The organism is Peribacillus sp. SIMBA_075 (genome assembly GCF_046534585.1).
On record NZ_JAWRYN010001544.1, the window covers coordinates 1 to 238 of the forward strand.

General features: G+C 41.2%; 1 pseudogene. It reads left to right on the forward strand.

From position 1 onward, the window contains the following. Positions 1–181: pseudogene (locus SB775_RS33590) on the forward strand (ATP-binding protein); the annotation flags it as partial. Between the last annotated feature and the right edge of the window lie 57 nt (positions 182–238).

The window sequence follows — 238 nt, forward strand, 5'->3', positions numbered from 1 at the left end:
TTATCGTGTAGATAAAGCGCGTTCGAGATAAATGGGTGGTACAGGTCTTGGGTTAGCCATTGCGAAAGAAATGATTGAGGCACATGGCGGCTCGGTTTGGGCGAAAAGTGAGGAAGGAAAAGGGACAACTATTTATTTCACATTGCCAATGGCGACAGATGAAGAGGACGATTGGGAATGAGTATGGAAAACTTTAAAACGATAGTTCTAATTAATTTGGTTGTCATTAGTCTATTTC